Origin of the sequence: Lentzea atacamensis (assembly GCF_003269295.1) — a bacterium.
Classification (GTDB): domain Bacteria; phylum Actinomycetota; class Actinomycetes; order Mycobacteriales; family Pseudonocardiaceae; genus Lentzea; species Lentzea atacamensis.
This window is the reverse complement of record NZ_QLTT01000005.1, coordinates 504,108-527,960: the sequence shown is the minus strand read 5'-3', so window position 1 is coordinate 527,960 and position 23,853 is coordinate 504,108. Positions and strand designations below refer to the sequence as shown.

The 23,853-nt window shown below is 68.4% G+C and carries 22 protein-coding genes and 1 pseudogene; 18 read left to right on the top strand and 5 right to left on the bottom strand.

The genetic code is table 11. The annotated features are described in order from the left end of the window. Nucleotides 1-36 precede the first annotated feature (36 nt). Nucleotides 37-1,611 carry a sulfatase-like hydrolase/transferase gene (locus C8D87_RS25150; RefSeq protein WP_112228599.1) on the top strand — a complete coding sequence of 525 codons (1,575 nt, stop codon included), beginning with the start codon at nucleotides 37-39 and terminating at the stop codon, nucleotides 1,609-1,611. Nucleotides 1,612-1,616: 5 nt separating this feature from the next. Here C8D87_RS25150 and C8D87_RS25145 read toward each other — a convergent pair whose 3' ends face one another. Together C8D87_RS25145 and C8D87_RS25140 are read right to left on the bottom strand one after the other, a co-directional pair. After that, nucleotides 1,617-2,135, bottom strand: coding sequence for a DinB family protein (locus tag C8D87_RS25145; protein ID WP_109639965.1), 519 nt, complete (start codon nucleotides 2,133-2,135; stop codon nucleotides 1,617-1,619). Nucleotides 2,136-2,254: 119 nt separating this feature from the next. Beyond that, nucleotides 2,255-2,446 carry a hypothetical protein gene (locus C8D87_RS25140; RefSeq protein ID WP_146771862.1) on the bottom strand — a complete coding sequence of 64 codons (192 nt, stop codon included), beginning with the start codon at nucleotides 2,444-2,446 and terminating at the stop codon, nucleotides 2,255-2,257. A gap of 190 nt (nucleotides 2,447-2,636) precedes the next feature. On the opposite strand from C8D87_RS25140, the gene C8D87_RS25135 reads away from it, so the two are divergent. Then, nucleotides 2,637-3,206 (top strand): DinB family protein, encoded by a 570-nt coding sequence (locus C8D87_RS25135; protein WP_112228597.1) that lies wholly within the window; start codon nucleotides 2,637-2,639, stop codon nucleotides 3,204-3,206. Here the strand turns inward: C8D87_RS25135 and C8D87_RS25130 are convergent. Next, nucleotides 3,137-3,355: a hypothetical protein gene (locus tag C8D87_RS25130; protein WP_215732473.1), complete on the bottom strand. Its 219-nt coding sequence runs from the start codon at nucleotides 3,353-3,355 to the stop codon at nucleotides 3,137-3,139. The genes C8D87_RS25135 and C8D87_RS25130 overlap by 70 nt on opposite strands. Before the next feature lie 214 nt (nucleotides 3,356-3,569). Here C8D87_RS25130 and C8D87_RS25125 point away from each other — a divergent pair, with 214 nt between their 5' ends. The 3 genes from C8D87_RS25125 to C8D87_RS25115 are packed head-to-tail and all read left to right on the top strand — an operon-like array spanning nucleotide 3,570 to nucleotide 6,171. Continuing rightward, the gene (locus tag C8D87_RS25125; protein WP_215732472.1) at nucleotides 3,570-4,049 is read left to right on the top strand and encodes a phosphatase PAP2 family protein; all 480 of its coding nucleotides are present in this window, start codon (nucleotides 3,570-3,572) and stop codon (nucleotides 4,047-4,049) included. 8 nt (nucleotides 4,050-4,057) lie between these two features. Then, nucleotides 4,058-5,527, top strand: coding sequence for a sensor histidine kinase (locus C8D87_RS25120; RefSeq protein WP_170166573.1), 1,470 nt, complete (start codon nucleotides 4,058-4,060; stop codon nucleotides 5,525-5,527). Then, the gene (locus tag C8D87_RS25115) at nucleotides 5,524-6,171 is read left to right on the top strand and encodes a response regulator (protein WP_112228709.1); all 648 of its coding nucleotides are present in this window, start codon (nucleotides 5,524-5,526) and stop codon (nucleotides 6,169-6,171) included. The genes C8D87_RS25120 and C8D87_RS25115 overlap by 4 nt, the downstream gene beginning before the upstream one ends. 13 nt (nucleotides 6,172-6,184) lie before the next feature. On the opposite strand, the gene C8D87_RS25110 is transcribed toward C8D87_RS25115, so the two are convergent. Together C8D87_RS25110 and C8D87_RS25105 are read right to left on the bottom strand one after the other, a co-directional pair. Next, on the bottom strand, nucleotides 6,185-7,765 hold the full coding sequence (locus C8D87_RS25110; RefSeq protein WP_109639969.1) for a solute symporter family protein: 1,581 nt from the start codon (nucleotides 7,763-7,765) through the stop codon (nucleotides 6,185-6,187). A 3-nt stretch (nucleotides 7,766-7,768) separates the two neighbouring features. Further along, nucleotides 7,769-8,185, bottom strand: coding sequence for a DUF485 domain-containing protein (locus C8D87_RS25105; RefSeq protein WP_109639970.1), 417 nt, complete (start codon nucleotides 8,183-8,185; stop codon nucleotides 7,769-7,771). Nucleotides 8,186-8,436: 251 nt separating this feature from the next. Between C8D87_RS25105 and C8D87_RS25100 the strand changes: the two are divergent. The 13 genes and pseudogenes from C8D87_RS25100 to C8D87_RS25045 form a co-directional block, all read left to right on the top strand. Continuing rightward, a pseudogene (locus C8D87_RS25100) lies at nucleotides 8,437-9,762 on the top strand (OFA family MFS transporter); the annotation flags it as partial. A gap of 134 nt (nucleotides 9,763-9,896) precedes the next feature. Next, nucleotides 9,897-10,004: an MFS transporter small subunit gene (locus C8D87_RS49410; RefSeq protein WP_419503918.1), complete on the top strand. Its 108-nt coding sequence runs from the start codon at nucleotides 9,897-9,899 to the stop codon at nucleotides 10,002-10,004. Then, nucleotides 10,004-12,148: a sensor histidine kinase gene (locus C8D87_RS25095; RefSeq protein ID WP_112228594.1), complete on the top strand. Its 2,145-nt coding sequence runs from the start codon at nucleotides 10,004-10,006 to the stop codon at nucleotides 12,146-12,148. Before C8D87_RS49410 ends, C8D87_RS25095 begins: the two co-directional genes overlap by 1 nt. Further along, on the top strand, nucleotides 12,145-12,543 hold the full coding sequence (locus tag C8D87_RS25090) for a roadblock/LC7 domain-containing protein (protein ID WP_112228593.1): 399 nt from the start codon (nucleotides 12,145-12,147) through the stop codon (nucleotides 12,541-12,543). The genes C8D87_RS25095 and C8D87_RS25090 overlap by 4 nt, the downstream gene beginning before the upstream one ends. Further along, entirely contained in the window at nucleotides 12,540-13,055 is a 516-nt protein-coding gene (locus C8D87_RS25085) for a DUF742 domain-containing protein (protein ID WP_109639974.1), read from the top strand. Before C8D87_RS25090 ends, C8D87_RS25085 begins: the two co-directional genes overlap by 4 nt. A 59-nt stretch (nucleotides 13,056-13,114) precedes the next feature. Continuing rightward, a complete protein-coding gene (locus C8D87_RS25080; RefSeq protein ID WP_109639975.1) occupies nucleotides 13,115-13,702 on the top strand; it encodes a nitroreductase family protein in 588 nt (195 codons plus the stop codon). Continuing rightward, nucleotides 13,699-16,638 carry an AfsR/SARP family transcriptional regulator gene (locus C8D87_RS25075; protein ID WP_170166572.1) on the top strand — a complete coding sequence of 980 codons (2,940 nt, stop codon included), beginning with the start codon at nucleotides 13,699-13,701 and terminating at the stop codon, nucleotides 16,636-16,638. Before C8D87_RS25080 ends, C8D87_RS25075 begins: the two co-directional genes overlap by 4 nt. 253 nt (nucleotides 16,639-16,891) lie before the next feature. Continuing rightward, nucleotides 16,892-17,371 carry a hypothetical protein gene (locus C8D87_RS46140; protein ID WP_170166571.1) on the top strand — a complete coding sequence of 160 codons (480 nt, stop codon included), beginning with the start codon at nucleotides 16,892-16,894 and terminating at the stop codon, nucleotides 17,369-17,371. 411 nt (nucleotides 17,372-17,782) lie between these two features. Beyond that, entirely contained in the window at nucleotides 17,783-18,331 is a 549-nt protein-coding gene (locus C8D87_RS25065; protein ID WP_112228591.1) for a Uma2 family endonuclease, read from the top strand. A 141-nt stretch (nucleotides 18,332-18,472) separates the two neighbouring features. Then, the gene (locus C8D87_RS25060) at nucleotides 18,473-20,650 is read left to right on the top strand and encodes a terpene synthase family protein (RefSeq protein ID WP_112228708.1); all 2,178 of its coding nucleotides are present in this window, start codon (nucleotides 18,473-18,475) and stop codon (nucleotides 20,648-20,650) included. 73 nt (nucleotides 20,651-20,723) lie between these two features. Next, nucleotides 20,724-21,812: an FAD-dependent monooxygenase gene (locus C8D87_RS25055; RefSeq protein WP_112228590.1), complete on the top strand. Its 1,089-nt coding sequence runs from the start codon at nucleotides 20,724-20,726 to the stop codon at nucleotides 21,810-21,812. Between the two features lie 92 nt (nucleotides 21,813-21,904). Continuing rightward, complete coding sequence (locus C8D87_RS25050) at nucleotides 21,905-23,632, top strand: family 20 glycosylhydrolase (protein WP_112228589.1); 1,728 nt, start codon at nucleotides 21,905-21,907, stop codon at nucleotides 23,630-23,632. A gap of 24 nt (nucleotides 23,633-23,656) precedes the next feature. Beyond that, on the top strand, nucleotides 23,657-23,842 hold the full coding sequence (locus tag C8D87_RS25045) for a hypothetical protein (protein ID WP_109639980.1): 186 nt from the start codon (nucleotides 23,657-23,659) through the stop codon (nucleotides 23,840-23,842). Nucleotides 23,843-23,853 lie beyond the last annotated feature (11 nt).

Genomic DNA, 23,853 nt, shown 5'->3' with positions numbered 1-23,853 from the left:
TCCCTCATAGGTCAGGAAAGGGGATTCTCGGTGAGGATGTTGCTGCGTCGGACGGCCACGGTCTTGGCAGGGCTGTTCGTGTTGTTCGTGCTCATCGCACCGAGCGACCTGGAGAAGTTCACGTTCGAGGCGTTCCTGCGGGTGCCGCTCGAAGGTCTCATCGGCGTCATGGCGCTGGTGCTGGTGCCGGACCGGTTCCGCAGGCCGCTGGCGATCGCCGGTGGTGTCGCGCTGGGGTTGTTCACGGTCGTCAAGATCATGGACATCGGTTTCGACATGGTGCTGTACCGGCCGTTCGACCTCGTGCTGGACTGGCCGTTGCTGGTGCCCGCCGTCGACTTCGTCGACGTGACGTTCGGCCGCGTCGCCTCCGTACTGGCCGTGCTGGCCGCCGCGGCGATGGTCGTCGGGATCGTGGTGCTGGCCTCGTTCTCCGTGCTCCGGCTCAGCTCTGCCGCAGCCGGGCGGCGTCCGGTCGCGATCCGTGCCGTGGCGTTGACGGCCGTGGCGTGTGTTTCGCTTGCTGTCCCAGGGGTTCCGGTGTACTCGGACGCCGCCGCGACGTCGCTGGTGGATCACGCGCGGCGCTTTCAGGCCGGGCTGCAGGACCAGGAGGCCTTCGCGGCCGAGGCGTCCGTCGACGCCTACCGCGGGCATCCGGGGCTGCTGTCCTCCTTGCAGGGCAAGGACGTCGTCTTCACGTTCGTCGAGAGCTACGGCAAGTCGGCGCTCGACCTGCCCGACGTGGCCGCGAAGCTGGCGCAGGGCAACGACCGGTTGAAGGCGGCCGGGTACAGCGCCCGTTCGGCGTTCCTGACCTCGCCGACGGCCGGTGGCGGCAGCTGGATGGCGCAGGCGACGCTGCTGTCCGGGTTGTGGATCGACAACCAGCAGCGCTACCGCAACCTCGTGGCGAGCGACCGGCTGACGCTGCCGCGGGCGTTCCGCGAGGCGTCGTGGCGTTCGGTGGGTGTGGTCCCCGGCATCACCCAGGCGTGGCCCGAAGGAAACTTCTTCCACTACAACGAGATCTACGCGGCGCAGGACCTCGGGTACACCGGGCCGCGGTTCGGCTACGCGACGACGCCCGACCAGTTCACCTTGGAGTCGTTCCAACGCGCGGAGCGCACCGGTGAGCACAAGCCCGTGATGGCGGCGATCCCCATGGTGTCCTCGCACGCGCCGTGGTCGCCGACGCCGGACTTCGTCGACTGGTCGGCGCTGGGCGACGGCTCGATCTACCGCACGATGCCCGCCTCGAACGACCCGCCGGAGTCCATCTTCGGCCGCGACCCGGCGGCCGTGCGCGCCGACTACGGCCACTCGATCTCGTACTCACTGGAATCGGTGATCTCCTACGTCGAGCGGTACGGCGACGAGAACCTGGTGTTCGTCTTCCTGGGCGACCACCAGCCGGCGCAGATGGTGACCGGCGAGGAAGCCTCGCGGGACGTGCCGATCACCATCGTCGCCAAGGACCCCGCCGTGCTCTCCCGGGTCGAGGACTGGAAGTGGGACGACGGCGTCAGGCCGGGAGGGTCGGCCCCGGTGTCGCGGATGAGCGACTTCCGGGACCAGTTCCTCTCGACCTTCTCGCCGCCGCGGCCCTGAGGGCCTCAGCCCATCGTCTTCTGGCCGTCGATCGTCTCGCGGATGATGTCGGCGTGGCCCGCGTGCTGCGAGGTCTCGGCGACGATGTGCACCAGCACGCGCCGCGCCGACCACGTCTTGCCCTCGGGGAACCACGGGGCGGACGGCAGCGGGTGCGACAGGTCCAGGTCGACCGTCTCGACCAGCTTGTCGGTGTAGGCCGCGACCTCGTTGTACCGCTCGAGGAGGCTCGCCAGCGTCTCGCCCGGCTCCATCCGGAAGTTGGCAGCGTGGTCCTCGTGGTCCGTCGATTCCGGGTCGGACGCGATCGCCTCGGTGCCGTACTCGATGAACCTGACCCAGTTCTCCTCGACCGACGTGACGTGCTTGATCAGACCGCCGATCGACAGGGCGCTGACCGTCGGGCTGGACGCGGCCTGCTCGTCGGTGAGGCCCTGCGCGGTGAACGTCAGGAACCACCGGTGCTGCCGCAGGGTCTCGAGGAGGTCCGCGCGCTCGCCGGTGAGGATCTCGGTGCTGGTCATGGCTCTTTTCCTTCGTTTGTTTGTCCCGACAGGAAGAACACTATGACCACTTGCGGTCAGCTGCTGTCCTAAAGAACGAACGATCGTGCGGCGAGAATTCGGCGTTGTGTTTGCGCAGGTCAGCCCACGTAGCCGTCGTCGGGCCGGTCGACTCTGCCTCCGCCCTCCTCGGTCTCTTCGATGTGCATGGCGGTCTCCTCTGTCGCGGAGACGTAGTCGCTTTCGCCCGCGGCAACCGCGACCGCGTCCGGCTCGTCGTCGACGAGCTCGCCACCGCCCTCCGGCGTCGTGAACTGCTCGTGTTGGGTCATGCCTTGGTGGTTTCCGACGAGCCGGACCGGCAAACGTCAGCAGACGAACCGGGGTGCGCGCGGGGCGTTGGCCTTGTCGAAGCCGGCGCCGTCGGCCATCTGTCTCGCGAGCCACCCGGCGGCGAAGATCAGTTTCTGCACGGGATCGAGGCTTCCAGAAACTGTCGGACCCAGTGGCTACTGTCGCGACATGACCTCCGACGACCTGCGCCACTACCTCCAGGCCTCACGTGACTCCATCGTGTCCTCTTTGGACGGACTGAGCGAGTACGACGCCCGCCGCCCGCTCGTGCCCAGCGGCACCAACCTGCTCGGCCTGGTGAAGCACCTGATCGGCATCGAGCTCGGCTACCTCGGCGAGTCCTCCGGCCGTCCCTCGACCGTCAAGCTGCCGTGGGTCGAGGACAAGTCCGTCTGGGAGAACGGCGACATGTGGGCCAAGCCCGACGAGAGCCGCGAGTACCTGCTCGATCTCTACCGCCTCGCCTGGCGGCACAGCGACGAGTCGATCGCGCAGCTGCAGCTGGACGCGCCCGCGTCGGTGCCGTGGTGGCCGGAGCACCGGCGGCAGACGACGTTCGGGCACCTGCTCGTCCGCGTCGTGGCGGAGACGGCGCAGCACGCCGGCCACTGCGACATCGTGCGGGAGCTGATCGACGGCCGGTCCGGCGCCGACAACCCCGAGGGCTTCTACGACCTGGTCCTGAGCATGGCGAGCGCTCCGGCGAGCGGCCCCGGCGCGAGCAGCAGGAACGCGTAGCGCCAGGTCACGAGCTCGGCGAGCAGCGGCACGAGCTGGATGCCGACCACCGTCAGCCCGAACCCGACGACGGTCAGCGCGGTGAGCGCCGTCCCGACGTAGCGCGGGTCCGCGACCTCGCTCAGCGACGCGGAGAACACCCCGAACACGGGCAAAGGCTGACTGCCACGGCACTGGAACCTGGACGAGGGCAATGGCCGCACGCTGGATCAGCACACCGAGTCGCTCTCCTCCAAGGGCCGAGGGGTGGATTCTCCACCGTCCAGACCGGATCGGCGCGGGGGCCGACCTTGTCGAAAGTAAGGTCTGATCGGTTCCCATCGGCAGAGGTGCGACGGCCGGGATCTTCGTAGCTTCGGCTGGGTGACTTGGCTCGTGGTGGGCACCGATGCGGTGCTGGTCGTGTTCGTGTTGATGTTCGCCTGGCTGGTGATGAAACTCCGGCTGCGCGCCTTCCTCGCCGGCGCAGGTGTGGTGGTGGCGTACGCGGTGAGCGAGGTGGTCAAACTGGTCGTGCAGGAGGAAAGGCCGTGCCGCACGGCGCCTTCGCTCGCCGAATGCCCCGCACCGGGCGACTGGTCGTTTCCCAGCAACCACTCCGTGATCGCCGGGTCGTCCGCGATGGCGATCTGGGCGATGCACCGGACTCTCGGCTGGGTCGCGGCGGTTTGCGCGCTCGCGGCCGCGTCGTCGAGGGTGATCGTGGGTGTCCACTATGTACACGACGTGCTGGCGGGGTTGTTGCTGGGCGCGCTTGTCTCCTGGGGAATCGCGGTGCTGCTGAAGAAGAAGCAAGCACGCCATGACGACGCACCGACCGTGGTTCTCAGCCGGCTGGGATGATGGGCCCCGTGTGGGTTCGGCTGATCCTGTGGGTGTGCGCGGCGACGCTGGTGGTGGCCGCGGCGGAGACCTCCCGGCCAGGCCGGCTCGCGGTCTGGGAGGTCGTGCTCTACCTGGTCGTGCTCGCCGCCGCGTTCTCCGTCGTGCACCGCAGGCCGGCGGTGGCGCTCGGCCTCGCGCTCGGGGCATGGCTGGTCTGCTACCTCGTCCGGGTCGAGTCCGACAGCGTCATCGGGTTGATCGCGCTGGCGCCCGCGCTCGCCCTCACGAGCTTCCTCGCCGGACGGCACGCGAAAGACCCGCGGGCGACCGCGATCGCGCTGACCATCGCCGAGATCGCCGGTGTGGTCGTGGCACTGATCGAGCGCGGTGGATCGGACACCGCGCTCGCCGTCACGTCCGGCATCGGCGTGCTCGGTGTGGTGCCGTGGGCGTTCGGGGGGTTCCGGCGCCGGTACGCGGAGCTGCAGGAGGTCGGCTGGGAGCACGCTTCCCTGCTGGAGCGGGACGCCGACAACGCCCGCAACGCCGAACGCGCGCGCCTCGCCGGTGAGATGCACGATCTCGTGGGCCACGAGCTCGCACGGGCGGCGCTGCTGGTGGGCGCGCTCGAACTGGAACCGACTCTCACCGCACAGCAACGCGAGGCGGCCAGGACCGCTCGCGCCAGTGTCACGGCGGCAGCGGAACGGCTCGCCGACGTCATGCAGGTGCTCAGGGCCGACGCGGACGAACCCGTGGCGACGATCGAGGAGGTCGTGGCCGGCAGCGGCCTCGACGTGGAGCTCACCAACGGACGCAGAACGGCGATCGACGGGATCATCGCGCGGACGGTGCACCGGGTGACCGCCGAAGCGTTGACGAACGTGATCAAGCATGCTCCCGGTGCGAAGGTCACCGTCCGCCTCAGCGCGAACCTCGAACTGCGGATCACCAACGGACCGGCGCCGAAGACCTCCGCGGTGGGCAGCGGCAAGGGACTGGTCGGGCTGGCCGAACGCGTCGCCCTCGTCGGCGGCTGGTTCGAGGCCGCGCCGACCGATGACGGCGGGTTCGAGGTCAGGGCAAAGCTGCCGGAACGCCCGTTGCCACGCACCACTCCCACGCACGTGCGCCGGCAGACCGCCGAGGCCGAGATCCGCAAGAGCGCCAGACGCACCGTGCTGATCACCTCGGTGGTGTGCGCGGTGATCGCGATCGGCGTGCCGGGCTACATGGTCTTCGACGCGGTGACGTCGGTGCTCACGCCACAGCAGTTCGCGCGGGCCGAGTTCGGGCACCACGAGGACGACCTGGACCTGCCGCTGCGCACCCGCGTCGACAACCCGCTCGGGGTCAGCGCCCCGGCCGGTGCCGAGTGCCGGTACTACAGCACGCACGCCAACCCGTTCGACAGCCACCGGCACGACCTCCACCAGCTGTGCTTCCGGGATGATCGGCTCGTGTCCAAGCAGTGGCTCGCCAGGAGGAGCGGTTGATCAGGGTGGTGCTCGCGGACGACGAACCGGTGGTCAGGTTCGGCGTGAAGGCCGTGCTCGCGACCGGCGGGGACATCGAGGTCGTCGCGGAGGCCGAGAACGGGAGCGAGGCGCTCGACCTCGTCGCGAAGCACCGGCCCGACGTCGCCGTGCTCGACATCCGCATGCCCGGCGTCGACGGGCTCGACGCGGCCGCGCGGATCCGCGAGCGCCACCCGGAGACGCGGACGCTGGTGCTCACGACGTTCGCCGACGACACCTACATCAGCAGGGCGCTGGGGGAGGGCGCGGCCGGGTTCGTGCTCAAGACCGGCGACCCGCAGGAGATCATCGCCGGGGTTCGCGCCGTCGCGACCGGCGCCGCCTACCTGTCGCCCCTGGTCGCCAGGCGAGTCGTCGACCAGCTCGCGAAAGCCCGGCCGCGGTCGAGCGCCACCGAGCGGATCAAGGTGCTCACGGCACGCGAACGCGAGGTGCTCGGCCTGGTCGGCGCGGGTCTGTCCAACGCGGAGATCGCGAGCCGGATCCACGTCGTCGAGGGAACCGTCAAGGTGTACGTGAGCACCATTCTCCGGCAGCTGAACGTCAGGAACCGCGTGCAGGCCGCGATCATCGCCCACGAAGCGGGCCTGATCCCGGCGTGATCAGGCCCGAGAATCAAGCCTTGGTGCCGATACCCGCGATGGCCCGGACTTCCATCTCCGCGGCCAGGTCCGCCTTCTCCGGCTCCGGCTTCGAGAACATCGTGCCGAGGAACCCGCACAGGAACGAGAACGGGATCGACACGAGGCCGGGGTTGCCCAGCGGGAACCACGCGAAGTCGACGTCCGGGAAGATCGACGTCTTCGCCCCGGACATCACCGGCGAGAAGATGATCAGCACCAGGCACGACCCGAGCCCGCCGTAGATGCTCCACAGCGTGCCGGTCGTGTTGAAACGCCGCCAGAAGATCGTGAAGAGGATCGTCGACAGGTTCGCGGACGCGGCCAGCGCGAGCGCCAGCGACACGAGGAACGCCACGTTCTGGCCGTTCGCCGCGATACCGCCGAGGATCGACAGCACGCCGACGACCACCGCGGTCAGCCGCGCGACCCTGATCTCCTTGCGCGGCTCGGCATTGCCGCGCTTGATCACGTTCGCGTACACGTCGTGCGCGAACGACGCCGACGCCGCCAGGGTCAGGCCAGCGACGACCGCGAGGATCGTGGCGAACGCGACCGCGGACACGACGCCGAGCAGGACCGCGCCGCCGATCCGGAACGCCAGCAGCGGTGCGGCGGAGTTCTCGCCACCCGGTGCCGCGGCGATCGTCTCGGAGCCGACCAGCGCCATCGCGCCGAAGCCGATCACCAGCGTGCAGAGGTAGAAGATGACCATCGTCCAGGTCGCCCACACGACCGAGCGGCGGGCCTCCGCCGCGTTCGGCACGGTGTAGAAGCGCATCAGCACGTGTGGCAGCGAGGCGATGCCCAGCACGAGCGACAGAGCGAGCGAGACGAAGTCCAGTTTGGACATCGTGCTGAAGCCGTACTTCGCGCCGGGGTCGAGCACGGCCTCGCCGAGCTTGTTGTTCTCGGTGGCCTGCTGCATGATCGCCGACAGGCTGAAGCCGAACTTGCCGAGCAGGAAGACGCTCATCAGCGTCACGCAGAGCAGCAGCAGAACGGCCTTGATGATCTGCACCCAGGTCGTGCCCTTCATGCCGCCGACCAGCACGTAGAGCACCATGACCATGCCGACGACCGCGATCAGCAGCGCCTGGCCCCACTTCGAGGACACGTTGAGCAGCAACGCGATCAGGCCGCCCGCGCCGGCCATCTGCGCAATCATGTAGAAGAACGAGATCACCAGGGTCGCGTTCGCGGCGGCCGCGCGGACCGGGCGCTGCTTCATCCGGAACGCCAGCACGTCGCCGACGGTGAAGCGGCCGGTGTTGCGCAGGCCCTCGGCGATCAGCAGCAGGCCGACGAGCCACGCGACGACCCAGCCGACGGAGTAGAGGAAGCCGTCGTAGCCGTGCGCCGCGATACCGCCGGAGATGCCGAGGAACGACGCGGCGGACAGGAAGTCACCGGAGAGTGCGACACCGTTCTGGGCGCCGGTGAACGAGCTGCCCGCGGCGTAGTAGTCCGACGCCGTGACGTTGCGGCTGCTGACCCGGTAGACGATGTAGAGGGTGATCAGGACGAACACCGCGAAGACGCTGAGGTTCAGCACCGGGTTGCCGGTGGTGGGCATGCCTTACTCCTCGACGCCTGTCTTCTCTGCGAGCAATTTGCGCTGCGGGTCCAGCCGTCGCTTTGCGTAACGGGCGTAGCCGAGCGTGATGATGATCGAAGTCACGAACTGCCCGAGACCCAGCAGGATACCGAGGTTGATCACGCCGACCACCTTGATGCTGACGACGTCTCTCGCATACGCGGACAGCAGCACGAAGGTCAAGTAAGACGCGAGGAACAACACGGTCATCGGGAAGATGAACGTCGTGAGCCGCCGGCGGAGGATGCGGAATTCGTCGGTCTGCCGAATCAGCGCGAAGTTCGGTTTGCCGTTCGAATCGACGTACGACAAAGCCTCGGGGTCGCCGAACGACGCGAAGCCCCGGAATTCCCGATCCTCGTGCTGCGTTTCTCCAGGCGACCACATCGCCTTGGTCATGTACCCCCGCCCCTCATGCGTGCGCGCCCACTGTAGCGCTCTCACGTGTGCAGTCAACGCGTCCAGTACCGGGAAACGGGCAAAACCGGACACTGCATTCGTCTCAAATGGTCGGACGCGAGAGTAGCTCGTCTGCGTGAACCGCAGTTGCGTCCCATGTAACAGCGGTAGGACAGCTCCCGACCGTTGTCGCACGTGTACGCCTGGCCTAGGATCGATCGGTCCGCGTTTTTGTGACGGTTGGGGATAAAGTGGGGTTCTTAGCGCGCGAACGCACAGTCGCGCCTCCCGGATGGAACCGCTGGCTCGTTCCGCCCGCAGCACTGGCGATTCATCTCTCCATTGGTCAGGCCTACGCCTGGAGCGTCTTCAAGACGCCGTTGGAGAAATCTCTCGGTATCACCGGAACGCAGTCGGCTCTGCCCTTCCAGCTCGGCATCGTGATGCTCGGGCTCTCGGCCGCGGTGCTCGGCACGACCGTGGAGCGACGGGGACCGCGGTGGGCGATGTTCACCTCCCTGGTCTGCTTCTGCTCCGGTCTGCTGATCTCGGCTGTCGGCGTGTGGGCCGGCATGTACTGGGTCGTCGTCCTGGGCTACGGCCTCGTCGGCGGCATCGGTCTCGGCATCGGCTACATCTCGCCGGTCTCGACGCTGATCAAGTGGTTCCCCGACCGGCCGGGCATGGCGACCGGCATCGCGATCATGGGCTTCGGCGGCGGCGCGTTGATCGCCTCACCCTGGTCGACCTCGATGCTGACGGCGTTCGGGAACACCTCGACGTCGGGCATCGGCAAGGCGTTCCTCATCCACGGCATCGTCTACGCGATCTTCATGAGCGTCGGCGTGCTGCTGATCCGCCTGCCCTCCGAGGAGTTCACCAAGGAGAAGGCGGAGCTGCTCAAGGACAGGCCCAAGGGTTCCGTCGGCTTCAACGTCTCCGCGAACAACGCGATCAGGACGCCGCAGTTCTGGCTGCTCTGGGTCGTGCTGTGCTTCAACGTCACCGCGGGCATCGGCATCCTGGAGAAGGCCGCGCCGATGCTGGTCGACTTCTTCAAGGAGTCCTCGATACCGGTCGCGGCCACGGCGGCCACCGGTTTCGTGGCGCTGCTGAGCGCCGCCAACATGGCGGGCCGGTTCATCTGGTCGTCCACTTCGGACATCGTGGGCCGCAAGAACATCTACCGCCTCTACCTCGGCGTCGGCGCACTGCTCTACCTGGTGCTGCTGGTGTTCGGCCCGACCAGCACCCCGCTGTTCGTGGTCGCGGCGATGGTGATCCTGTCCTTCTACGGCGCGGGCTTCGCGACCGTTCCCGCGTACCTGCGCGACCTCTTCGGCACCTACCAGGTCGGCGCGATCCACGGTCGCCTGCTGACCGCGTGGTCGGTCGCCGGCGTGCTCGGGCCGCTGATCGTCAACGCCATCGCGGACGCGGGCAAGAAGGCGGGACACGTCGGGCCTGACTTGTACGCGATGTCGTTCTACATCATGATCTCGCTGCTGGTCGTTGGTTTCGTCGCGAACGAGTTGATCCGCCCGGTCGACCCGAAGTTCCACGAACCCAAGGCTGCCGACGAGACCGACGAGCCCTCGCAGAAGACCGACGACGAGGCCACGGTCGCGAAGTGGAACGAGGCCGAGGCGGCGGACGCCGCGAAGGCCGCCGACGAGGAAGACGCAGTCGACGCGGAAGGCGTGGTGCGGAAGTGAACTCCCAGCGCTTGTTGCTGATCGGTGCGTGGTTGTGGGTGGGCATCCCGCTCGCCTACGGCCTGTACCGGCTCTTCCTGAACGCCGCCAAGCTCTTCGTCTGATGTTCAAGGCGCTCGTCAACTGGCGCAACTGGCGCCTGCCGGTGAAGCTCGCCGCGGTGTTGATCGTTCCGGTCTTCATCGCGGTGGGCGCCGGCGTACTGCAGATCCAGTCCCACATGGAACGCGCCGAGTCCTACGCGGCGCTCCAGCGGCTGGTGAAGGTCCGTGCCGCGCTGATCCCCGTGATCGAGGGCGTGCAGGCGGAACGGCGGATCGTCGCCGAGGGTTCCGGGCAGCAGGCGCTCCAGGACCAGGTGCGCCGCACCGACGAGTCCAGGACGGCGTTGCGCGGGCAGATCGCCAAGACCTCCCTGGCCGAGGTCGTGACGGCCCGCATGGACGACGTCGCGGCCAAGATCGGTGGTCTGCCCGCGTTGCGCGAGCGGACCACCGACGTGCCGGGCGTGATCAGGGAGTACACCGCCCTCACCGAGTCGATGCTCGACGTGGACGAGGTCCTCGCGAGCGAGTTCGGCGACGCCGCGCTCTTCCGCACGGCGATGGGCCTGCAACACGTGCTGCACGTGCAGGAGCAGGTCCTCTACCAGCAGGCGGTCGTGCTGTCCGGGCTCACGCGCGGCCAGTTGGTCACCGCGGAGGTGCGGTCGCTCGTCGAGTCGAACGTCAAGCTCGGCTACATCGCCGGCGAGTTCGCCGCGCTCGCGACCGCGGACCAGCTGAGCACCTGGAGCACCAAGTTCAACGGCCCGGACATCGAGGCCCACCGCAAGATGCTCACCACCGCGGTGCTGCATCCGGCCTCGGACGCTCCCAGCACGGGCAACAACAACAGCAACAACAGCGCCACGGCGAGGCCCAAGCCGTTGCCGATCGCGGCATCGGACTGGAGCAAGGCGTCGGGAGCTGTCGCGACGTCGCTCGACGGCGTGGTGCAGGGCATGCAGAACGACCTGCGCGACACCGCGAACCGCCTGCGCGACGAGACGAGCGACCGCGCCGGTGCGGCGTCCGCCATCCTGTTCGCCAGCCTGATCCTGGCCGGCACGATCGGGTTCGTCGTCGGCCGTTACCTGCTGCGCTCGCTCAACGCGTTGCGCCGCTCCGCGCTGGAAGTGGCGTGGCACAAACTTCCCGAAATGGTGGCAACCGGACGCGGCAGCACTCAGATCGAACCGGTGCCGGTGGACACGACCGAGGAGTTCGGCCAGGTGGCGCGCGCCTTCGACGAGGTGCACCAGCAGGCGGTCCGCTCGGTCATCGAACAGGCCGGCATGCGCGCGAACATGCGCAACATCTTCGTGAACCTCTCGCGGCGCAGCCAAAGCCTCGTCGAACGCCAGCTCAAGCTGATGGAGGAGCTGGAGAAGTACGAGGAGGACCCGGACCAGCTCGCGAACCTCTTCAAGCTCGACCACCTCGCCACCCGCATGCGCCGCAACAACGAGAACCTGATGGTGCTCTCCGGCGGCGACGTGGCGCGGCGGTTCACCCGGCCGATTCCGCTGACGGACGTGCTGCGCGCGGCGGCCGCGGAGATCGAGCAGTACCAGCGGGTGATGGTGCACACGGCGCCGAACGCCGAAGTGGTCGGTTATGTGGCGAGCGACCTCGTCCGGCTGCTGGCCGAACTTCTTGACAACGCAACGGCTTTCTCGCCGCCGCACACGCAGGTGACGATCAGCGCGTCGATCGAGGCCGGTGACATCGTGCAGATCGACGTGGTCGACCACGGCATCGGCATCGACCCGGAGGCACTGGCGGTCGTGAACCACCGCCTCGAGGCCGCAGGCGAGGGCGCGGACGTCCAGGTCTTCCGCGAAATGGGACTTTTCGTCGTCGGCAGGCTGGCCGCGCGCCATCAGATCGTGGTACGGCTCGATGCCCAACAAGGCAGAGGCACTCGCGCGATCGTGTTGGTTCCGGCGGAACTGGCCCCACGGCGGGAGGAGTCCTGGGAGTCTTTCCGGGGGGAAGCGATCGAGCAGCGTCCGGTTCGACCGGCGACGCCTGCCCAGATGCCGGGTACGGCGTCGGGTCCGGCGTCGTGGTTCGAGTCACCGGGTGCCGCTCCACCGCCTCCACCCGCACCAGCACGCCAGTCGCCTGAGTCGGCTCGGGGCTTCCTCGACGCCTTCCAGCGCGGTGTGCAGCGAGGCCTTCCCGACCGGCAGGAGAGTCGATGAGCACGCAGGTGGACCAGTTCGGCTGGCTGGTCACCAACTTCACCGAGCGCACACCCGGAATCGAGCACGCGGTGGTGATCTCGGCCGATGGTCTGGTCCTGATCTCGTCGTCGAGGCTGCCGGCGCACGTCGCACCCCAGTTCGCGGCGATCGTCGCAGGCGTGGTGTCGCTCGCGGAGTCGGCGTCCCAGTGCTTCGCCGGTGAGTCGGTCGTGCGCACCGTGGTGCAGATGGACCGGGGCGTGATGCTGCTGATGTCGATCAGCGACGGCTCCGTCCTCGCGGTGCTGGCGTCGTCCTCGTGCGACGTCTCGCAGGTCGCCTACGAGATGACGGTGGTCGTGCGGCAGGTGGGCCAGCTGCTCACGCCGGAACTGCGGGCCGAGCTGGCATGAACCGAGAGCCCGACGAGCAGGTCAACTTCGGCGATCTGATCAGCGGTTTCAGCTTCGACAGCGAACGGATCCGCAAGCGCGGCAAGAAGAAGGCCACGCGCGCGGCGGAACCCCCGCCGGAGCCGGACCCGTACGCCACGCTGCCGTTCGACGTGCCGCCGCTGCCGTCCATCGAGTCGTCGGCGTCCATCGTGCGCGCCTACGCCTGGACCGGTGGCCGCACCACGTCCGAGGTGCATCTGGAGATCGAGACCCTGGTCTCGGTGAACGAGTTCTCGGCGACCGCCGTGCGCCCGGAGCACCAGGACGTGCTGGCGTTGTGCCACTCGCCGCGTTCGGTGGCCGAGATCGCCGCGTTGCGCGGTCTGCCGCTGGGCGTCACCAAGGTGCTGCTCGGCGACATGGCCGCGCACGGCCTGATCGACGTCCACCGCACGGCTTCCTCGTACGGCGGCGATCGTCCCGATGGTGCTCTGCTGGAACGAGTGCTGGCCGGACTGCGTCGGCTCTGACTCCGCACGAGCTCCCCCGGACCGCTGCTACGGTCGAGATCACATCTGGGGAGGTTGACGTGGAGTTTCAGGACGTGGTCCGGCGCAGGCGCATGGTGCGCAAGTTCACCGGCGAGCCGGTCAGTGACGAGAGCATCCAGCGGATCATGCGCAACGCGGTGCGTGGTCCGTCCGCCGGGTTCTCGCAGGGGCAGGGCTTTCTGGTGCTGCAGGGGGAGTCGCTGAAGCGGCTCAGCGAGATGTTCGAGTGGTGGGGCGGGGAGGGCGCCAAGTCGGCTCCGGTCGTCGTCATCCCGTTCTCGGCCAAGGACGTCTACCTCGACCGGTACGCGCAGGCCGACAAGGGGTGGACGGACCGCGACGAGAACCGCTGGCCCGTGCCGTACTGGGACATCGACACGGGCATGGCCGCGCTGCTGATCCTGCAGACCGCGGTCGACGAGGGCCTCGGCGCGGTGTTCTTCGGCACCGACAAGGAGACGTGGCCCGAGCTGCGGGCGGCGTTCGGCGTGCCGGACAGCTACGTGCCGATCGGCATGATCGCGATCGGCCACCCCGCGGAGGAGGGCATCTCCGAGGGTGCGTCGCCGCGGACGCGCAAGCGCACCCCGTTCGAGGAGATGGTCCACTGGGGTCAGTGGAAGTGAGGTCGTTCGGCCTGCTCGGGCCGCTGGACGTGGTGCTCGACGGGCACCACGTCCACGTCCCGTCCGGCAAACGGCGTGTCATCCTCGCCGCGCTGCTGCTGCGTCCAGGCCAGGTGGTCGGCGTCGACGAGCTGGTCGAGCTGACCGGCGGGTCGCGCAACGCCCTGCAGACCGCGGTCGGCAGGCTGCGCGAGGACCTCGGCCGGCCGGAGCTCGTGCAGACCCGGCCCGGCGGCTACCTGCTGGACGTGCGGCCGGACGAGGTCGACGTCCACCGGTTCGGCCTGCTGGAACCGCGGGAAGCGCTGAAGCTCTGGCGTGGCCGCCCGTTCGCGGACATCGGCAGCGACGCGCTGGAACGCGACCACGTGCCCGCGCTGACCGAGCAGTACCTCGCGACGCTGGAAGCGCGGATCGACCAGGATCTGAAGCACGGCAGGCACGAGCAGCTCGTCCCGGAACTGCGCACGCTCACCGGGCAGCACCCGGCCAGGGAACGCCTGTGGGCCCAGCTGATCGTCGCGCTGCACCGCTGCGACCGGCAGACGGAAGCGCTGCGGGCCTACGACGACATCCGCACCAGGCTCGCCGAGGAGCTCGGCCTCGACCCCGGCAGGGACCTGCAGCAGGCCCATCAGCAGGTCCTCACGGCTGACAACCGGCCAAGGGCTCGCAACGACCTGCCCGGTGACATCCCCGACTTCGCGGGCCGCGCCGAGGATCTCGACGAGATCCTCGCCGCCGTCCCGTCCGGCTGCGTCGCGATCACCGCGATCGACGGCATGGCGGGCATCGGCAAGACCACGCTCGCGGTCCGTGCCGCCCACCGGCTGGCGCCGAAGTTCCCCGACGCGCAGCTGTTCGTGGACCTGCACTCCTACACGGAGGGCGCTGAACCGCGAACACCGTCGGACGCGCTGCTGGCGTTGCTCACCGCGCTCGGCGTGCCCGCGCAGGACATCCCGGACGGCCTGGACGCCCGCGCCGCCAGATGGCGAGCGGAAATGGCCCACCGCAAGGCACTCGTGGTGCTCGACAACGCCGGTAGCGCCGCCCAGGTCCGCCCGTTGTTGCCCGGCACCGGCCTGGTCCTGGTCACCAGCAGGCGCAGGCTCGTCGACCTCGACGCGGCGTACACGGTGTCGCTCGGCGTTCTGTCCGAAGTGGACTCGCTCAACCTGCTCGCGAGCATCGCCGGCCGGCACCGGGTCGACCACGACCTGGAAGCGGCGCGCGAGATCGTCCGGCTCTGCGGCTACCTGCCGCTGGCCGTGCGCATCGTCGGTGCCCGGTGGCGCTCCCGGCCCGCGTGGACCGCGCTCGATCTCACGCGCCGGCTCACCGAGCAGCGCCTCACCGAGCTGAAGGCGGGCGAGCGCAGCGTCGCTGGCGCGTTCGCCCTGTCCTACCAGCAACTCACGGCAGACCAGCAGCGTTTGTTCCGGCGGCTGGGCCTGCACACCGGTGAGGACTGGGACGTGCACCTCGCCGCGGCGGTGGCCGGCACGACGCGGGCGGAGGCCGAACGCCTGCTGGACGAACTGCTCGACGTGCACCTGGTGCAGCAACAGGAGAACGGCCGCTACCGGTTCCACGACCTCCTGGCCGACCACGCGAAGGCCAGTGTCGAGCCGGACGAGAAGGACGAGGCCGTCGTCCGCATCCTCGACCACTACCTGCACGGCGCGGCGACCTCCGCGCAACGGATCGCGCCCGGCCGGCCCGAGATCCACTCGGCGGTGACGTACGAGCAGATCGATCCTCCCGTGTTCGCCACGCCGGTCGAGGCGCTGGCGTGGCAGGAGGCGGAACGGCGGAACCTCAGGGCGGCCGTCTACCTGGCCGCGTACGAGGGGCACTACCGGTACGCCTGGCAGCTGCCACACCACTTCGCGCACTTCCTGCTGTTGCGCGGATCCGGCCGGGAACGGGTCGAGGTGCAGAGCGTCGCGCTCGCGGCCGCGCACCACCTCGGTGATCTGCAGGCGCGCGCGGAAGCGTTGCGCGGCTTGGGATCGGCGCACCTCGGGCAGGAGAACTACGAGAAGGCGGCGGAGCACCTGCACGAGGCTCTCGATCTGATGCGGCAGATCGGCGACGTGCGCGGTGAGGCGTCGACACTGGGAATGCTCGGCATGGCCGCACGGGAACAGCACGAGTTCGACAAGGCGATGGAGCACTACCAACGCGCCCTTGTGCTGATGCGGCAGGTGGGTGCCCCGACGGGGGAAGCGGACGCGCTGGAGCACATCGGCGTCCTCCACGCCGAGCGCGGGGAGTACGACGAGGCGCTCACGCACCTGGAGCAAGCACTTCCGCTGTTGCAGTCACGCGGTGACGTGCGTGCCTACGCGGGGGTTCTGCACGACCTGGCCTACGTGCACTTCGGTATGTCCAACGACAAGGAGAGCAGGTCCTGCGCGGAGCGGTCGCTGGCCGCCTACCGGGAGTCGGGTGACCGGCGTGGAGAGTCGATCGCCGTGGCCGAGTTCGCCTACTGGCGGTACGAGACGGGTGACTTCGCAGCCGTCCGGGAGATGGTGCGCGAGGTGCGCAGACTGTGCCGTGCGTACATGAACCTGCCGGACGACCACGCGGTGCTGGCGGCGATGGAGGAGATTCGCGACCACATCGGTCAGGTCGCGATGCTCGTGGCCCTGTCGCTCGCCGCCCAGCTGGACGGGCGGCTGACCGAGGCGATCGGCCACACCCGGCGGTGCCTGGCCGTCGTCAGCTCGACCAGCCGCTGGTGGAGCAGGTACAAGGTGCTCGGCCAGCTCTCCACTCTGCACCTGGCGCTCGGCGACCGGGAGACCGCCATCCGCTACGGCGAGGAGGCGGTCGCGGCCGCCGAGCACCTGCGTCAGCCGAGGGCGATGGCCGTGGCGAAGCGGGTCCTCGCTACAGCCACAGCGCCAGCAGCACCAGCGTCGTAGCGGCACCCGCGACCAGTGCGATGGCGGTGTACTGGGCGATTCTGTCCGTGGTCCTGCGCATCTCCGGCTCCCCTCGGTGGTGATGCCACCGAGCGTGTTGGAGTGCGTCCACACCGCGTCCCCACCGCGATCACACCAGCGAAATTCCGGTGATCCGCCGCGGGATTGCTCCGAACGGCGGGTCGTACGCACGTCAGTGCCGCCTGGGAGCTCCGGATCCCGTCTCAACACCGTCTCATCACCGTTCCCGCAGGTGGTGCTGCTGACGAGCCCGGTGGGGGCGGGTAAGACGACGCTCGCCGTGCACGCCGCGCACCGCGTGGCCACCAAGTTCTTCCCACTGTTCGAGGCCGGTGGGGACCACGACGCATGGCAGCACACCCACGACATCGCCTTGGCAGCGTGTGAGAAGGCGGGCAACGTGCTCGGCGCGGCCGTGCTGCGGTGCTCGCTCGCGTCGTTGCACATCAGTCAGAGCCGCTACGACCTGGCGCACGAGATGACGTTGCTGGCCAAGGACGTCTTCGAGGATCTCGGTGAGCTGGCGGGGCGTACCGCAACCTCGGCGTCCTCTCGCGGTCGTCGGGTGACCTCGTCGCGGCCCGGCGGTGGTACCAGCGCGGGCCGGCGGTGTACGAGCGGCTCGCGGACCCCGTCGGGCGGGCGCCGGTGCTGCGGAACCTGCCCCAGACGTCCTGAACGCCGCCCGTCGGGAACTGTCCCGCACCTTTAACCGGAATTGGGCTCGAAGCCCACGCCAGGTGATTTGATCTTCTGGATGTGAGGCCGTTGTGAGGTATTGCTCCAACAGAGTGCTTGGCTGGCTCGTAAGATTCCGTTAGGGTCGCATTCGCGAGCAATTGGCAACGGTGATGGCGTTACCGAAAATCGCCCGAAAATTGATCAAAAATTAGCCACTTGTTCGATTGCAACCAAAACGCTGCTCCGTCCGGGTGTCGCATTCCACTACAGGACCAGTGAGGCCTCACGCTCCGGGGTAGCGGTCACGGAGACGTGTGCGTGCAGTGGTGCGAGGTCGGCCAAAAGGGGCTTGCGAGTCGTGAGAATCGGACCAGTCTTGTCTAATGGCATCGCCGGGACCCGTCCGGCGGACAGTGGCCTCGACCAGGGGGTGGAACGCACCATGGGTGGTGTCCCGACGTTTCCCCACGGCAGACCGCTGACGTGGGCGGACCTGGAGGCGATGCCTGATGACGGGCACCGTTTCGAACTCGTTGACGGGGTGTTGGTGATGAGCCCCTCGCCCCGTCCTGTGCACCAGCGGGTCGTCGCCCGCCTGCTGGTGGCGCTGACGGCTGTCTGCCCGCCGGAGCTGGAGGTCCTCCCCGCTCCGGTCGACGTGGTGCTCGCCGACGACACGGTCTTCATCCCGGACCTGGTCGTGGGACGTCGCGAACAGTTCACGAAGCAGGCGCTCATGGGGCCGCCCGTGCTGGCGGTCGAGGTCCTTTCGCCCCGGACGCGACACGTGGACCTGGAACTGAAGCGGGCGAAGTTCCAGGAAGTCGGCTGCGAGAACTACTGGATGATCGACTACGACGGGCCGTGGCTGCGCTGCCTGCACCTCGAGAACGGGGTGTACGTGGAACAGGCGCGGTCGGAAGGCGAGGAGATCATCGAACTGCAGTACCCGTTCGCGGTGAAGCTCAGCGCCCAGTCACTGGTGCGCTGAGTGGGCACCGGTCAAGAAGGGCTGGGCTGAACGGGCGACACCGCGATACAAACGTGTGGATCAACGTTTCACCATCTGGCGTGCCCGTGTGTGGGCTGGTTGCGTGCATCGCGTTACGTCCAACGCGCGGAGGTCCAGCACATGCAGCCGTTCCAGCTGCCGGAGTTCTACACGCCCCACCCCGCCCGGCTGAACCCGAACCTCGAGCGCGCCCGCGTCCACACGCGGGCATGGGCGCACGAGATGGACATGATCGACGTGCCGCAGCACGGAACGGTCGTCTGGACGGACGACGACCTCGAGTCGCACGACTACGCGTTGCTCTGCGCCTACACGCACCCCGACTGCGACGGTGAGACGCTCGACCTCATCACCGACTGGTACGTGTGGGTGTTCTACTTCGACGACCACTTCGTCGAGCTCTACAAGCGCAACCCGGACATCAAGGGCGCGCAGGCCTACCTCGACCGGCTGCCGCTGTTCATGCCGGTCAACGGTGTCATCACCGCGACGCCGGCGAACCCGGTGGAGAAGGGCCTGGCGGACCTCTGGCGCCGCACGGTCCCCAGCCACTCGCTCGACTGGCGCGAGCGGTTCGCCTCCAACACCAAGCACCTGCTCGACGAGTCGATGTGGGAGCTGCACAACATCAGCGCCCACCGGCTCTCCAACCCGATCGAGTACATCGAGATGCGCCGCAAGGTCGGTGGCGCGCCGTGGAGCGCGAACCTGGTCGAGCACGCGGTCGGCCTCGAAGTGCCGGCCCAGATCGCCCTGAGCCGCCCGATCGGTGTCCTCAGGGACACGTTCAGCGACGCCGTGCACCTGCGCAACGACCTGTTCTCCTACGAGCGCGAGGTCCTCGACGAGGGCGAGCTGTCCAACAGCGTGCTGGTGTTCGAGAAGTTCCTCGACCTCCCCACCCAGGACGCCGCGGAGGCCGTCAACGACCTCCTCACGTCCCGCCTGCACCAGTTCGAGCACACGGCCCTCACCGAGGTCCCGCTGCTGCTCGACGAGCACGCGATCGACCCCATCGGGCGCGCGGCCGTGCTGGGCTACGTGAAGGGCCTGCAGGACTGGCAGGCGGGTGGCCACGAGTGGCACCTGCGGTCGTCCCGGTACATGAACAAGGGCCTCAGGACCCAGCCCGGCACGTCCGCGGCCGACGTCCTCGGCTCGTACGCGAGGACGATGCCGCAGCGGCTCAAGCAGTTCACGGCCACGCCCAAGATCGTCGAGCCGTACCCGCGGCCGACCTACGACATCCCGTTCGTGCTCGGGATGGCCCCGCACCTGGACCAGTGCCGGGAGGAGGTCATCGCGTGGAGCGAGGAGGTCGGCTTCCACGGCGAGGGCATCTGGGACGAGGCCAAGAACCGCCGCTTCGACCTGGCACTGGCATCGGTGTGCATGGACCCCGACGGCACGCCGTCCGAGCTGTTCCTCTCGGCCGCCTGGCTGACCTGGGGAACCTACGGCGACGACTTCTACCCGTGGGTGTTCGGGAGGCTGAAGGACCTCGCCGGGCTCAAGAGCCAGACCGCGCGGCTGAAGCTGTGCATGCCGCTCGACCTGGTGCCGACGATCGTGCCGGTCAACGCCGTCGAGCGGTCTCTCGCCGACCTGTGGCAGAAGACCGCCGCGCCGATGTCGCCGGAGTTCCGGTCCACCTTCCGGAAAGCCGTCGACGCGATGCTGGACGCCTGGGCGTGGGAAGTGATCAACATCCAGCAGAACCGCATTCCGGACCCGGTCGACTACCTGGAGATGCGCCGGTCGACGTTCGGTTCCGAGCTGACGACCTCGCTGTCGCGCTTTTCGCATTCGACGACGGTGCCGCCGGAGATCTGGGGAACGCGGGTCGTTCAGACCATGGAGCGGTCGGCCATGGATTACACCTTCATGGTCAACGACACCATCTCGTACCTCAAGGAAATTCAGTACGAGGGCGAAGTGCACAACATGGTGCGGGTCGTCGAGAACTTCCTCGGGGTCTCCCAGCCGCGGGCGTTCGAGATCACCTTCAAGCTGATGGACGCCCGGCTCGGACAGTTCGTCCAGGCCGTCGACGTCGACCTGCCGAAGCTCTTCGAGGACCTGTCACTGGACTCCGCGACGCGGGCGTCACTCACCCGGTACGCCGACGAGCTGAAGGACTGGATCGTCGGCGTCACCCACTGGCACGTGGAAACTTCGCGCTACCACGAGGAGGAGATCCGCACCCCGGTGAACGCCCACCTGCTGGCGGGAGCGTTCAACCGGGGCCCGTCCGGGCTCGGCACGTCGGCCGCCAGGCTCGTCGCTGTCAAGCGCTGACAGCTCGTGGTCAGCCGGCGGTCGGTACCGGTCGGCACCTTGTGGGCAACACCGACCCACAGGGGGCAACACCATGAAGAACGTCCTCATCTCCGGCGCCAGCATCGGCGGCCCGGCGCTCGCGTACTGGCTGCGGCGCCACGGTTTCGCCGTCACGGTCGTCGAGCGGGCCCGCGGTCTGCGGCCGGGCGGCCAGGCCATCGACGTGCGCGGCCCGGCGCTGGAGGTGATCGAGCGCATGGGCCTGGGCGACCGGCTGCGGTCGCTCAGCACCAACATGCGCGGCATGACCATGCTCGACGCGGAAGGCAACGAGCTGTTCAGCTCCACCACGCACACGCTCAGCGGCGGCGAGCTCGCGGGCCCCGACGTCGAGCTCCTGCGCGACGACCTCGCCACGATGCTGTTCGACGCCGTGGAAGGCGTGGAGTACCTGTTCGACGACACGATCACCGCGATCGACGGCACCCGCGTCACGTTCGAGAAGGCCGCGCCGCGCGACTTCGACGTGATCGTCGGAGCGGACGGCCTGCACTCCAACGTCCGCCGCCTCGTCTTCGGGCCGGAGTCGGAGTTCGTCAGCCACCTCGGCATGAACCTGGCAGTGTTCACCGCGCCGAACTTCCTGAACCTCGACCACTGGCAGATCTTCCAGCAGGACGGCGAGGTCGGTGGCGGCGTCATGAGCGCCCGCGCCAACGCGGAGTGCCGTGTCTACATGGGATTCAACGGCGAGGCAGACGTCGACTACCGCGACATCGAGGCGCAACGGCGGCTGATCGCCGAGAAGTTCGCCGACGCGGGCTGGGAGTGGCAGAACGCGCTGAAGCACATGTGGGAGGCGCTGGACTTCCACTTCGACTCGATGAGCCAGATCCGCATGGAGACCTGGTCGCGCGGCAACGTCGTGCTGCTCGGTGACGCCGGCTACTGCGGCTCGCCGTTGTCCGGTCAGGGCACCAGCATGGCGCTGGTGGGTGCCTACGTGCTCGCCGGTGAGCTCCGGGACAACCCCGCCACGGTGTTCCAGCGCTACGAGGAGATCCTGCGGCCGTACGTGACGGCCAACCAGGACATGGCGCTGAAGAACCGGGAGAGCGGCGGGGCGCCCTCCGAGGAGTTCGCCGACGTCGTGAACAGCCTCCAGCTCCCCGCGTACTGAACCCTTTCAAATTGGCTCAGACCATTGACGGCAAATGGGATGTTTGACCAGGCTGGACACGGGTCGCCGCCCCCGCCTCGTGAGGAGGAGCCGTGAGAACTCGCGTTCTCGCCGCGGTCATCGCTGTCACCGCCGCGCTGTCCGTGAGCGCGCAGTCGCAAGCCGCGGAACCACTGCAGAGCCTGGTACCAGTTCCAGTGTCGGTGCAGGCCAGAGCCGGTGTCACGCACACGCTGACGGCCGCCACGAAGATCTACACCGCCCCTGCCGCGAGGGACGTCGGCAACTTCCTGGCGGGCGTCCTGCGGCCGTCGACCGGCTACGCGTTGCCGGTGTCGGACACGACCGGCACTCCGGCGGACGGCATCTCGTTGCTGCTCTCGGGCGCGCCGGGCACGGTCGGCCAGCAGGGCTACCAGCTCGATGTCGCGGCCGGAGCCGTCGTGCTGCGCGCCAACACGCCGGAGGGCCTGTTCGCGGGCGTGCAGACGCTCCGGCAGATGCTGCCCGCGGCTGTTGAGAGTGCGACCGTGCAGCCCGGTCCGTGGACCGTGCCGGGCGCGCTGATCGTCGACCACCCTCGGTTCGCGTATCGCGGCGCGATGCTCGACGTGGCCCGCCACTTCCACCCGGTGGCGTCGGTCAAGCGCTACCTCGACCAGCTGGCGCTCTACAAGATCAACTACTTCCACCTGCACCTGAGTGACGACCAGGGCTGGCGGATCATGATCGACAGCTGGCCGCGCCTCGCCACGTACGGCGGCAGCACGCAGGTCGGCGGCGGTGCGGGCGGCTACTTCACCAAGGCGCAGTACAGCGAGATCGTGCAGTACGCGGCCTCGCGCAGGATCACGGTGATCCCCGAGATCGACATGCCGGGCCACACGAACGCCGCGCTGGCCTCGTACGCGGAGCTGAACTGCAACGGCCAGGCCCCGCCGCTGCGCACGGACATCGAGGTCGGCTACTCCTCGCTGTGCGTCAACAAGGACATCACCTACCAGTTCATCGACGACGTGGTGCGTGAGATCGCGGCGCTCACGCCCGGCCCGTACTTCCACATCGGCGGCGACGAGGCCCACGCGACCTCCGACGCCGACTACCAGGCGTTCATGAACCGCGCGCTGCCGATCGTGAAGAAGTACGGCAAGACCGTGCTCGGCTGGCACGAGTTCGTGAAGACCACGACCGACACCACCGCCATCCCGCAGTACTGGGGCACCACGACGTCCAACGCGACGGTGCAGGCAGCGGCGGCACGCGGGAACAAGGTCGTCATGTCACCCGCGAACAAGGCGTACCTGGACATGAAGTACAACTCCAGCACGCCTCTCGGTCTGTCGTGGGCCGGGTTCATCGAGGTCCAGGACGCCTACAACTGGAACCCCGGCACGCACCTGAGCGGCGTTCCCGAGTCGGCCGTCCGCGGCGTCGAAGCTCCACTGTGGACCGAGACGATCGTGACGTCGCGCGACATCGAGTTCATGGCGTTCCCGAGGCTCCCGGTGCTCGCGGAGCTGGGCTGGTCGCCGTGGTCGACGCACAACTGGGACCAGTTCAAGGTGCGGCTGGGCAACCAGGCGCCCCGCTGGACCACGATGGGCATCAAGTTCTACCGGTCCGCGCAGGTCCCGTGGGACACCGGCGGCCCGGCGCCCGGTCCGTGCCCGCAGCCTGGGTGGGAGCGGTCGAAGGTCTACACCGGCGGCAACGTGGTCTCGCACAACGGCCACAAGTGGACCGCGCAGTGGTGGACGCAGGGCGAGGAGCCCGGCACCACCGGTCAGTGGGGCGTCTGGCGCGACGGCGGCGTTTGCTGAGTTCTTCTGGGTACTCCGTCGACCATGACGGATCCAGAAGAAGCCGAAGAGTTCGCGGAAGAGGTCGGTGTCGACCCCACGCCCCAGGAGGTCGACGAATACCGCGACATGACGGAACCAGGTGAGTGGCGCGCCGACGAGAAGATGGGGCCGGACGGCGCGCCCGCACCGCAGGACGGAGACGACCCGACCGGCGGCTCCGGTGCATGATCCGGTGCGGG